This is a genomic window from Pseudomonas sp. B6(2017), assembly GCF_002112765.1.
GTDB lineage: Bacteria > Pseudomonadota > Gammaproteobacteria > Pseudomonadales > Pseudomonadaceae > Aquipseudomonas > Aquipseudomonas piscis.
Map to the genome: position 1 here is coordinate 1 of NZ_NEIQ01000037.1, position 12,062 is coordinate 12,062.

The window sequence follows — 12,062 nt, forward strand, 5'->3', positions numbered from 1 at the left end:
CGTGACCGTCCCTGCTCCGGCCGACGACGTCTATAAAGACGCCGGAAAGGTCGAAGCCACCATCACCAAAGCCGAAGGCGGTAATTTCGAGAACCTGGTGACCAACCCGGCGCCAGCGGTTACGAACGTCACTGACACCATCGATGATTCGACCGTTTCGCTCAAAGCGACTCCATCGGCGGCTGAAGGTGGCCAAATCACCTATACCGTGACCGTCACTGCCCCAGTCACCGGTTCTCCTGTGACTGTCACTTTGGCCAATGGTGAAAAAATCACCATCCCAGTCGGTGAAACCACTGCCTCGATCAATGTCACTGCCCCGAACGACGCCCTGGTTGGTCACTCTTCCGTCACTAACTCGATTACCAATGTCAGCGGCGGTAACTACGAGAACCTGGTCGCTGATAAAACACCGGTCAGCACTACCGTGACCGACACCATCGACACCACCAACCTGTCGCTGACAGCTACACCGTCCGTGGCTGAAGGTGGCCAGATCACTTACACCGCGACACTGACCAACGCTGCCGGCACTCCCGTCACCGTGACCCTGAGCAACGGCGCAGTGATCACGATCGGTGCCGGCAAGACCACCGGTACTGTCACCGTTCCGGCTCCGGCCGACGATGTGTACAAGGACGCGGGCAAGGTCGAAGCGACCATCACCAAGGCCGAAGGCGGCAACTTCGAGAAGCTGGTCCCAAGCACCACGCCAGCCGTGACCGATGTCACCGATACCATCGATACCTCCACCGTGACCCTCAAGGCCACGTCTTCGGCGGCCGAAGGCGGAACCATCACCTACACCGCCACCGTGACCGCGCCGGTCACCGGTTCGCCGGTGACCGTCACCCTGGCCAACGGTGAGAAGATCACCATCCCGGTTGGCGAAAGCACTGGCTCGGTGAGTATCACTGCCCCGAACGATGCCCTGATCGGTCATAGCTCCGTGACCAACTCGATCACCGACGTCAGCGGCGGTAACTACGAGAAACTCGTAGGGGACAAGACTCCGGTCAATACCACCGTGACCGATACCGTCGACACCACGACCCTCAGCCTCAGCGCTACCGGCACCGTGGCCGAGGGCGGCTCGATCGTCTACACCGCCACCTTGAGCAACGCCGCCGGCACTCCGGTGACCGTGACCCTGAACAACGGCGCCGTCATCACCATCGCCGCGGGCAAGACCACCGGCACCGTGACCGTCGCCGCGCCAGCCGATGACGTGTACATCGACGCCGGCAAGGTCAACGCCAGCATCAGCGGCGCTACCGGTGGCAACTTCGAGAAGCTGGTCACCGACACCACTCCAGCCGTAACCAACGTCACCGATACCATCGACACCACGTCGGTCAGCATCACCGGCAGCGCTTCGGTGGTCGAGGGCCAGACCGCCAGCTACACCGTGAGCCTGACCCATCCGGCGCAAACCGAAGTCACCCTGAAGATCAGCTACAGCGGCACGGCCACCGACGGCTCGGACTTCACCGGCGTCTACACCGTGAAGATCCCGGCCGGCGCCAGCAGCGCCACCTTCAACGTAGCGACCATCGACGACAAGATCACCGAGAGCACGGAAAACTTCGTGGTCAAGATCGACTCGGCCACTGGCGGCAACTTCGAAAAACTGGTGGTCAGCGGCACCAACGGTAGCGTCACCACCTCGATCATCGACAACGACGCGCCGCCGGTCATCGACCTGGATGCCAACAACTCCAGCGGTGCCACCGGCGCCGACTACAAGGTCACCTTCACCGAGGGCACCAGCGGCCCTGGCGTGTCGATCGCCGATACCGACCTGAGCATCACCGATCCGGACAGCACCATGCTCACCGGCGCCACCATCGTGCTGACCAACCGTCAGCCCGGGGACTCGCTGAACCTGGGCAACAGCGTCAACGGCATCACGATCAACGCCAACAGCAAAGACGGTTCGATCACGCTGACCCTGTCGGGCAACGCGACCCTGGCCGACTACATGCAGCAGATCAAGAACATCACTTTCACCAACAACAGTGAAGATCCGAGCACCACGCCACGGACCATCACCGTGACCGTGACCGATGGCAGCAACTACTCCAATGTCGCCACCACCACGGTCAACGTGGTGGCGGTCAACGATGCTCCGGTAGCCACCGGCGGCGCCGTGACCGGTACCGAAGACACCGCGCTGACCCTGACCTGGAACAACTTCGGCGTCAGCGATGTCGACAGCCCGGCGTCCAGCCTCGGCGTGAAGATCACCCAGCTGCCGAGCGACGGCAAGCTGCAGTACCTCGACGGTTCGACCTGGAAGGACGTGGCCAACAACCAGACCTTCAGCAAGGCCGATATCGATGCCGGCAAGCTGCGCTTCACGCCTGATGCCAATGAATCCGGCACCAATGGTTACGGCGGCAACGGCGTGGGCAACCAGCAGGCGGATTACGCGCAGATCAAGTTCCAGCCCACCGACGGCCAGGCCCTGGGCAACACCGGCACGGTGAACATCGACATCACTCCGGTGGCCGATGCACCGAGCCTGGGCGTGGCGAACAACAATGTGAACTCCGTGGGCCTGCTCAAAGAGACCTGGACCAGCCTCAACGGCCTGGGAACCAACGGCAACGGCATTACCGGCGACGCGCTCAAGGCGGTGTTCGACAACTCCGGCAAACCGACCAGCAGCACGACGGTGACCAATGCCCAGTCCGATGGCAGCGTCGCAGGTGGCAGCGGTTCGAAAACTTCCGGACTGATCTACCTCGAGGCCGGCAAGACCTACAGCTTCAGTGGTACCGGCGACGACAGCCTGCTGATCACCATTGGCGGCAAGAACGTGGCCACCGCACTGTGGGGCTCGGGTGGCGGTATCAGCGGCTCGTTCACCCCGACCACCAGCGGCTACTACACCCTGGACATCTACCATGCCAACCAGAGCGGCCCGGGAAGCTACGATGTCAACCTGTCGGTCAATGGCGGTGCGGCAGTCGACCTGAACAGCGCCAACATCCCGATGTACCCCAACGAGACCGCGCTGAACAATGCCGGCGTCACCCTTTCCGAGCTGCATGGCAGCAACGGTGAAGGCTACTACGACGGCTACAAGCTCAATGAAGGTGCCGAAGGTGGCAGCGTCAAGGTGTCGAAGATCACCACCGCCCTGACCGATACCGATGGTTCGGAAACCCTGAGCGTGAAGATCAGCGGCATGCCTGAAGGCTCGGTCCTGAGCGACGGCGCCGGCCACAGCTTCACCGTGACCGCGAGTTCCGGCGAAGCCAACGTCACCGGCTGGAACCTGGGCAGCCTGACGGTCACTCCGCCGCCTTACTACAACGGCACGTTCAACCTCAATGTGACGTCGACCTCCACCGAGTCCCTGGGCGGTTCGGCCAGCACCTCGGCGCAGATCCCGGTCAAGGTCTACCCGGCCGTATACAACCCGGTGGTCGGCACTTCCGGCGACGACACCTTCACCGGCACCGAAGGCAACGACATCGTGGTCGCCGACATCGGTGGCCTGACCGTGGTCCCGGGCACCAACTACAACATCGCCTTCATGGTGGACAGCTCGGGCAGCATGAGCAGCTCGTCCATCGCCGCAGCCAAGGAATCCCTGACCGCGGTGTTCAACACCCTGAAAAACAGCATTGGCGGCGCCGGTTCGGGCACGGTGAACATCTTCCTCGCGGACTTCGACACCCAGGTCAACAAGACGGTGTCGGTGAACCTCAATGACCCGAACGCCCTGAACCAGCTCAAGGCAGTGCTGGACTCCATGAGCTCCGGCGGCGGTACCAACTACGAGGACGTGTTCAAGGCCACGGCCAACTTCTTCCAGAGCAACCAGGCCACCAGCAACACCAATGCCAAGAACCTGACGTACTTCATCACCGACGGCAAGCCGACCTACTACCAGGCCGGCGAGCAAACCAACCCGACGCTCTACAGCGGTGGTCCGAAGCTCGATGACTTGATCAACGTCAACAACTACAAGCTGGGCGACACCATCAATACCACGTACCTGGACAACACCCACGCCTACAGCGTGAGCAGCAACGGTACGCTGACCCTGCAGACCTATATCAATACCGGCTGGGGCGGGGGTTATTGGAGCGCCAGGGAGCTGGGCACCGTGCACGCCCAGGGCGACGGCACCTACGAGCTGTCGTACCGGGACGGTTCCGGCAACAGCACCGACTGGTACACCACCAACAACTCCAATTCCGGCTTCGCGTTGTTGAGCAAGCTTTCGGAAGTGGAGGCCATCGGCCTGAACAACGGGGTCAGCCTCAACGACCTCAAGCCGTACGACACCGATGGCAAGCCGCAGACCAATATCGATCCGAAGGACCTGGCCAACTCGATCATCGGCCATACCGAGGCCACCATGCCGGGTGCCGATACCATCAGCGGCGGCAATGGCAACGACATCCTGTTCGGCGACCTGGTGAGCTTCAACGGTGTGGCCGGCGAGGGCTACCAGGCCATGCAGGCCTATGTGGCCAAGCAGACCGGGGTCGATGTGAGCAAGGTCAGCGCCAGCAACGTGCACCAGTACATCACCGAGCACTACACCGAGTTCGATGTATCTGGCAGCCACGACGGCAACGACACGCTGCTGGGCGGCGCCGGCAATGACATTCTCTTCGGCCAGGGCGGCAACGACCTGCTGGACGGCGGCAAGGGCAATGACATCCTGCTGGGCGGCACCGGTAACGACACTCTGATCGGCGGCCAGGGCAACGACATCCTGATCGGCGGTTCAGGAGCCGATACCTTCGTCTGGAAGGCCGGCGACACTGGCAACGACGTGATCAAGGACTTCAAGGCCAGCGAGGGTGACCGGATCGACCTGCGGGACCTGCTGCAGGGCGAAAGCGCCAGCACCATCGACAACTTCCTCAAGATCACCACCGTGGACGGGGTCTCGACCCTGCAGGTCAGCTCCGAAGGCAAGCTCAACGCCGCCGGCGGCCTGGCCAACGCCGACGTGACGATCAAGCTGGAAGGCAACAACTGGTCCAACGCCAGCATCAACTCGTTGATCGCCGGCAGCGATCCGACCATCAAGATCGACCACAACAACAGCTGATCGGCTCCTGGCCACCGCCGCTCGCCAGCGGTGGCCAGGCCCCGGCAGACAGCAAGCGCCGTGACGATTGGCCCGGCACAACGCATACTCGCCTCCTGAGTACCGCGTTGGCCTATGCTGCCGGCGGCTAGACGCTGAGAAAAATGCCTGAGGGATATGCCATGTTCTACGTGCAACGCGATGCACAAGGTCAGCTGATTCGCGTGGAAGCCGCCGCTTACGCCGAAGCCACCGAGACGCTGCCCGCCGACCACCACGAGATCCAGACCTGGTACGCCAACGAGGCGGTGGAAGTCAGCCTGAAGCAACTCAAGCACAGTGACCTGGATATGATCCGGGTGCTGGACGACCTGATCCAGGTCCTGACCAGCAAGGGCGTGATCCGCATCACCGACTTGCCGGAAGCGGCCCAGGTCAAGCTGCTGGACCGTAGCAACGCCCGTGAGGCGTTAGGTGGCTTGAGCCGCTTGATCAACGATGATGAAACCGGATTAATCTGAATCCGCCCTACCGGCCTGCCGGCGGGGCGTGATCCGGTTCCTCAGTTCCAGGGCGCAGGTTCGCCGAACAACTGTCCCTGTACTCCGAACAAGCCCATTTCACGGATCACCTGCAGCTCGCCCTGGGTCTCGACCCGCTCGGCGATCAGCGGCAGGTCGATGCTGTGGGCGGCACGCTGGATGGCTTCGATGAACAGGCGCTTGTCGCTTTCCTGGTCGATATCGCGGATGTAGCTGCCGTCGATCTTCAAGTAGGCCAGGCCCAGCCGCGCCAGGTTGCCGATCATGCTGAAGCGACCGCCAAAACGCTGCAGGCTGAGGGAGAAGCCCAGCTCCCGCAGTTGCCGGGTCAATTGCTCCAGGCGGACCTGGTCCGGCAATTGCTCCTCGCCGATCTCCAGGGTCAGGCGAGGACCCAGGTCGGCGTGCTGGCGCAGAAGATCGAAGACCCGGTTAAGCGCATGCGGATCGGCCAGGGTGGCGGCCGACAGGTTCAACGCCAGGGCCTCCGAATGGCCTGCCAGGTGCCCGAGCACTTGTTCGAGCATCAGCAGGTCCAGGCGCGAGGTCCAGCCGAAACGCTCCAGCCAGGGCAGGAAGCGCCCGGCGGGGATGGTCTGGCCCTGTTCGTCGAGCAACCGCGACAACACCTTGTTGTGCAGTACCAGCGAGGTATCCCGGGCCGCCACCACCGGTTGGAAATACAGCTGGAAGCGCCGCTGCGACAGGGCCTGGTCCAGCAGCTTGTGCCAGGCATGGTGATCGTCCCCGACCTGGGCGCTGGCACTCTGGTCAAGACAGGCCCAGCTGGCATCGCCCTGGGCCTCGGCCTGGGCCAGGGCCTGGTCGCCAAGGCTGAGCACCGCCTGCGGCGAGTCGCCATGGGCAAAGGCCGCCAGGCCAATGGACGCGACCGACGCCACATCGGTGGCGCCCGTGGCGTGCAGGTTGCCCAGGGCGCTGTCCAGGTTCTGCGCCAGCTGGATGGCTTCCTCACGCACCAGCCCCGGAGCCAGCACCGCGAACTCGCCACCACGGACCCGGGTGACCAGGTTGTGGGTCTCGGGGTACTTGTCGCACTCGCGCAGCAGCTGTTCACCCACCGCCACCAGCAACTGGTCGGTGCGCTGACCACCCAGGCGCTGGTTCAGTCCGGCCAGATCCTTGACCCGCAACAGCAACAGGTAACCGGAGCTGGCCTGCTCCGGATTGCTGACCCGGGCATGCAGCTGCATTTCGAAATATCGCCGGTTGGCCAGCCCGGTAAGGCTGTCCTGGTAGGACTCGGCGCGCAGTTTTTCGCTGCGCTCGGCCTGCTCCTGGAACAGCGCCTTGAGCTTCTCGACCATCTGGTTCATGGCCTGCACCACCCGGCGCAGCTCGGGGGTCCGCGGCAGCTCCGGCAAGCTGAGGAACTCGCGCCGGGCAATGGCATGGGATTGCTTGACCATGTAGTCCAACGGCCGCAGTTGACGACGCAACAACAGCGCCCCGAGCACCGCGCTCACCGCTCCGCAGATCAACAGCCAGCCCAGGCTGCCCAGGGCGCTCTGCCACAGCTTGGCCACGGCGAACATCGGGTGGCTGAGCACCTCGACCCGGGCCGCCTGCTCCCAGCCGCGGCTGACGATGGCATCGCCACCGGCCGGCTCCAGGCCGATGAGGCTGACGAACCACTGGGGCACGTTGCCCACCTCGGGAATACCGCTGCGCTCGACGATGGTCTTGTCGGTGGCCAGGTCCACCACCCGGATGCTGGCGTAGTAGCCGCTGTCGAAGATGGAGCTGACCATCAGCTCGACCATCGCCGGATCGTCGATGTTCGGCGTCAGCGAAAGGGCCAGGGCGGTGGCCGCATCCTGGGCATGGGAGCGCAGTTGGTTGACGTACTGGGTGCGCGAGCTTTCCAGGCTGACCATGAAGCTGCCGCTGAAGGCCACCACCAGGAACACGCAGATTGCGATCAGCAGTTGTTTGAACAAAGACATCTGGGCTCGTGCTCCTAGTTAGTCGTCTCGACCGGGAATCCTTCGGCCTGCATTTTCTTCAGTACATCCTGCCAGCGCGACAGGCGCTTGGTATCACCGACGCGCTTGTTGCCCTTGGCTCCCGGCAGCCACAGCCCTTCGGCATTGAAGGAGTACACCGGCAACAGGTCGGTCCGTTCGCTGGCCGGGCGGATCGAGTCTTCCAGGCTGTCGAGTACCAGCGGCATGGCATCCGGGGTGGAATAGTAGGTCAGGACCATGTGCGCGCGGTTCTGGCGCAGGGCCTTGACGTAGGTGATGCGCAATTTGTCACTGGAGACCCCAAGGCGGCGCAGGCTGAAGTACTTGGCGATGGCATAGTCCTCGCAGTCGCCGGCGCCCTTCCACAAGGCCTCGATCGGTGTTTCCCAGTAGTCCACCTGGTGCCAGAGGTCGATGTCCTCGACATATCGCATGTTCTTGTTGAAGAACAGGTTGACCACCTTCAGTTGCTCGCGTTCGGCCACCTGCTTCTGGGTCGCCAGCAGGTGCTGCCAGGCGTCGATGCGTTGCTGGCCTTCGCCCAGGGGTCCATAGAGCGCCGTAGCCCGCCGGCTGATCAGGGAGAAGTCCCAGTCGGCGTGCAGGCCGCCCAACAGCATGCCGGCCAGCAGCAATGCCGAGCCGAACCAGCGCAGGGTCCGGGAAAGAGCTAAACGTGCCGCCAATGCGTCGCATCCATGGGAGCTATCGTGAATCGGCTGATGGTGAAGGCTGGCCCGGCAAAAAACAATGGCACCTTGAAATCAGTCACCGGCAGAATGTGCTCCGCAGCGGGCAGCCGTCGCCTGCTGTGCACGAGAGCCTGACGAGCGCGTGCATTGAGCAGCATCAGCCACTATTTTAGTGCCCTGTCGCGCCGGGAGAGGAACTGCCGGCCCCCATGCTTAAGGAAAAGCTGTGGATACCGATACCCGACAATGGACCCTGGTGGTCAACTCTGGACAAGCCACGCAGATCCGCCTGATCTGTTTTCCCCAGGCCGGGGCGGCCGCCGAGCAGCTGCGAGTCTGGTCCAGCGGGTTGGCCGACCATATCGAACTGGTGGTGGTGAACTTGCCGGGGCATGGTCCACGGCGCTACGAAGCCCCCTGTGACGACTGGCCGAGCCTGCTGGAGAATACCTTTGCAGCGCTGGCCCCCTGGCTGCACAAGCCCCATGCATTGTTCGGCCATGGCCTGGGGGCGCTGCTGGCCTATGAGGCCAGCAAATACGCCCAGGAGCGGTTCCCCCGGCAGACCCGCCACCTGTTCGTCTCCGGCTGTCGCAGCCCTGACAGCTTGCCCCGTCGTCCCCTGCTGCATACCCTGCCCGATGCGGCCTTTCGCGAGGCGATCCTGACCCTGGGCGGCAGTCCCCTGGAAATCCCCCGTGGACAGGACGACCTGCAAGCCTATGAACAATTGCTGCGCACCGGCCTGAAACTCTTCGAAACCTGGTACGACACCTCCAGCGGCTGCCTCAACGTACCACTCACGGCCTTCTACGGAAGCGAGGACCCACTGGCGACCGCCAGCCACATGCTCAATTGGCGAGAGTTCACCACCCGTGAGTTCGAGCTGATCGAGGTGCTGGGCAACCACTTCTTCATCAAGTCCCAACGCCAGCGCCTGCTGCAGGTGATCAATACCCACCTGGGGCTGTTAGGCGAACCCCTCGGCTGAATCCCGGCCATGAAAAAGCCCGCCCTGCCATGAGGCAGGAGCGGGCTTTGGAAACCCCGGGGCGGGCTTCAGATCTTGAAGCTGTCGACCAGTTGCTTCAGGCGGCTGGCCTGTTGCGATAGGGCATCGCAATCCTTCAGCGTTTCGTTGAGGTTGGCGACACCTTGCTGGTTCAGCAGGTTGATCTGGCTGATGTCGATGTTGAGGGCTTCCACCACCGCGGTCTGCTCCTCGGTCGCAGCAGCCACAGACTGGTTCATGCCGTCGATTTCGCCGATGCGCTGGGTCACGCTGATCAGGCGGGCACCGGCCTGGTTGGCCACTTCGACGCTCTCTTCGCTGGAAGCCTGGCTGGCGTTCATGGTCGACACCGCCTCGCGGGAACCGATCTGCAGGGAAGTGATCATTTTGTGGATCTCTTCCGCCGATTCCTGGGTGCGATGCGCCAGGTTGCGCACCTCGTCGGCCACCACGGCGAAACCACGGCCGGCTTCACCGGCGCGGGCCGCTTCAATGGCGGCGTTGAGTGCCAGCAGGTTGGTCTGCTGGGAGATGCCCTTGATCACGTCGAGGATGTGCCCGATGTTGTCGGTGCTGGCGTTCAGGGTCTCGATCTGGGTGCAGGACAGGCTGATCTTCTGCGACAGCTCGGTCATCGCCTGGATGGTCTGCTCGACCACTTGGCGCCCGTCTTCGGCCTGATCGCTGGCGCCACTGGCGTGCTCGGAGGCATCGGCAGCGTTACGGGCGATTTCCTGGGTGGCGGCACCCAGTTCGTTGATCGCTGCCGCTACGCTGTTGGTACGGGCGCTCTGCTCGTCGGAGCCGATGATCGAGGCGTTGGATGAGGTCATTACGCGCTGGGACAGATCGTGGACCTGGCGAGTGGCCGAGGACACTTCGGAGATCGAGGCGTGGATACGTTCCACGAACTGGTTGAAGGAGCTACCCAGTTCACCGAACTCATCCTTGCTCGCCACCACCAGGCGGCGGGTCAGGTCGCCCTCGCCCTGGGCAATATCCTGCATCGCACGACCCATGGTCACCAGTGGACGCATCAGGACCTGGATCAGCAGGGTCAGCAGCACGGCGATCGTGCCCACGGCGATGAACATTGCAATCAGCGCCGAGGTACGGAACTGGCTCAGCGGCGCATAGGCCTTGTCCTTGTCGATGGACAGGCCGATGTACCACTCGGCGTTCGGCAAGCCGGTCACCGGAGTGAAGGAGAGAATGCGCTCCTGTTTGTTCAGGACCACTTCCTGGTTGCCGTTCGCGATCCGTACGTTGGCGCCAGGGTAGATGTCCTTGAGGTTCTTCATCACCTGGTCCTTGTCCGGGCTGACGATCACCTGACCGTCGGCGCTGACCAGGAAGGCATGGCCGAGGCCGCCGAAGTCCACCGAGTTGATGATCTTGACCAGGGTCTCCAGGCTCAAGTCACCACCGACCACGCCCAGCAACTCGCCCTGTTTCTTCACCGGCATGGCGATGGTCACCACGAGGCCACCGACGGCCGCCATGTAGGGCGGGGTCAACATGGTCTTGTCGGCAGCGACAGCTTGCTTGTACCAGGGACGCTGGCGTGGATCGTAGCCGTCGGGCATCTTCGCGTCGGGACGCTGGGTGAAGGTGCCATTGGCCTGGCCAACGTAGGTGAACTGGAAGTTCGTGGTGAAGGCTGGCTGGTCGACCAGGCCCGGGAAGTCAGCGTTATGCCCCTGGTGAGCGACGTTCTGCGCCAGGTTCTCGAGCACCAGGATCCGTCCGCTCATCCAGTTCTGCACACTGCTGGAAGTGAGCTCGCCGGCTTGCTGGATAGAAGATTCGAGGTTCTGTCGAATGGTAGTGCGTTGCAGGTAGTCGTTGTACAGAGTGAACAACGCAAAAGCCAGAACCACTATGCCAGAGGCGGCCAAAAGGATTTTATGGCTGAACTTGAGATTCATTTCATGGGACTTCTTATGCCGAAAGTGGGGATGCGTACGGAATGCAACATTCCAGGTAACAGCGCAGGCGACATTCTCTGACCGCTCTACTTGGTGCACGCATGTCTCAACACTCTGTCGGCAAGAATCCTCGAACCCTTAGGGAATTCTCTGAATTACTCGCCTGAATTATCAGAATCCCGCCGAATGGCACGCTAGAGCGGTCGTGGCTCTTGGGTTGGGAGACTTGTCCACAGGAAGTAGCAGGCATGGCATCGCCTGGAGGAATAGCACCACGGCCAAGGGCTGTGGATAAGTCGCCGTGAGGTTGCCTCTGCAGGACTGCGTCGAAGTGCAGCAGGCGAAACCCGGGGGATATTGATGACCATGCCATGGCTGGGCTGGGCCGAGGAGCTGAAGCATGGGCCTGGATGATCGGCTTGCGCATGGCTGGAGTCGGCATTAATGCTGCAAGGAGCACGCCGGGAAAAGGAATGCCCGAGGGCCTTGGCTCGCCCCGGTTTTCTGCCCTGGAAAAACAAAACCCCAACTGCTTTCGCAATTGGGGTTTCGGAATTCAATCTTGACGATGACCTACTCTCACATGGGGAAACCCCACACTACCATCGGCGATGCATCGTTTCACTGCTGAGTTCGGGATGGGATCAGGTGGTTCCAATGCTCTATGGTCGTCAAGAAATTCTGTGTCTGATCCGTTGGACCTTGAAGTCAAACGTCTCAGCAAAATCAGTAGCTTCTACATAAAGACAAAACCCCAACTGCTTTCGCAATTGGGGTTTCGGAATTTAATCTTGACGATGACCTACTCTCACATGGGGAAACCCCACACTACCATCGGCGA

5 protein-coding genes, 1 rRNA gene and 2 pseudogenes are annotated in these 12,062 nt (G+C 62.2%); 3 read left to right on the forward strand and 5 right to left on the reverse strand.

Features of this window, described 5'->3' with window-relative positions; translation table 11 throughout:
* Positions 1-5,080: pseudogene (locus tag CAG11_RS32605) on the forward strand (LapA family giant adhesin); the annotation flags it as partial.
* Positions 5,081-5,241: 161 nt separating this feature from the next.
* Positions 5,242-5,580: a tryptophan synthase subunit beta gene (locus CAG11_RS32610; RefSeq protein ID WP_085600775.1), complete on the forward strand. Its 339-nt coding sequence runs from the start codon at positions 5,242-5,244 to the stop codon at positions 5,578-5,580.
* Between the two features lie 41 nt (positions 5,581-5,621).
* Here CAG11_RS32610 and lapD read toward each other — a convergent pair whose 3' ends face one another.
* Together lapD and lapG are read right to left on the reverse strand one after the other, a co-directional pair.
* Positions 5,622-7,568 (reverse strand): cyclic di-GMP receptor LapD, encoded by a 1,947-nt coding sequence (gene lapD, locus CAG11_RS32615; protein ID WP_085600777.1) that lies wholly within the window; start codon positions 7,566-7,568, stop codon positions 5,622-5,624.
* A gap of 14 nt (positions 7,569-7,582) precedes the next feature.
* Positions 7,583-8,275 (reverse strand): cysteine protease LapG, encoded by a 693-nt coding sequence (gene lapG / locus CAG11_RS32620; protein WP_031321178.1) that lies wholly within the window; start codon positions 8,273-8,275, stop codon positions 7,583-7,585.
* Positions 8,276-8,507: 232 nt separating this feature from the next.
* Here lapG and CAG11_RS32625 point away from each other — a divergent pair, with 232 nt between their 5' ends.
* Positions 8,508-9,272 carry a thioesterase II family protein gene (locus CAG11_RS32625; protein ID WP_085600779.1) on the forward strand — a complete coding sequence of 255 codons (765 nt, stop codon included), beginning with the start codon at positions 8,508-8,510 and terminating at the stop codon, positions 9,270-9,272.
* A gap of 68 nt (positions 9,273-9,340) precedes the next feature.
* Here the strand turns inward: CAG11_RS32625 and CAG11_RS34635 are convergent, their stop codons facing one another.
* The 3 genes and pseudogenes from CAG11_RS34635 to rrf form a co-directional block, all read right to left on the reverse strand.
* Entirely contained in the window at positions 9,341-10,126 is a 786-nt protein-coding gene (locus tag CAG11_RS34635) for a methyl-accepting chemotaxis protein (protein WP_371857946.1), read from the reverse strand.
* A gap of 69 nt (positions 10,127-10,195) precedes the next feature.
* Positions 10,196-11,221 (reverse strand): annotated as a pseudogene (locus tag CAG11_RS34640) (cache domain-containing protein); the annotation flags it as partial.
* 560 nt (positions 11,222-11,781) lie between these two features.
* Positions 11,782-11,897: ribosomal RNA gene (gene rrf, locus CAG11_RS32635) — 5S ribosomal RNA — on the reverse strand.
* Between the last annotated feature and the right edge of the window lie 165 nt (positions 11,898-12,062).

Excerpts from the sequence above, each read along its gene's own strand:
- CAG11_RS32610 (WP_085600775.1), top strand. The coding sequence starts at position 5,242 with ATGTTCTACGTGCAACGCGATGCACAAGGTCAGCTGATTCGCGTGGAA.
- lapD (WP_085600777.1), bottom strand. The coding sequence starts at position 7,568 with ATGTCTTTGTTCAAACAACTGCTGATCGCAATCTGCGTGTTCCTGGTG.
- CAG11_RS34635 (WP_371857946.1), bottom strand. The coding sequence starts at position 10,126 with ATGACCTCATCCAACGCCTCGATCATCGGCTCCGACGAGCAGAGCGCC.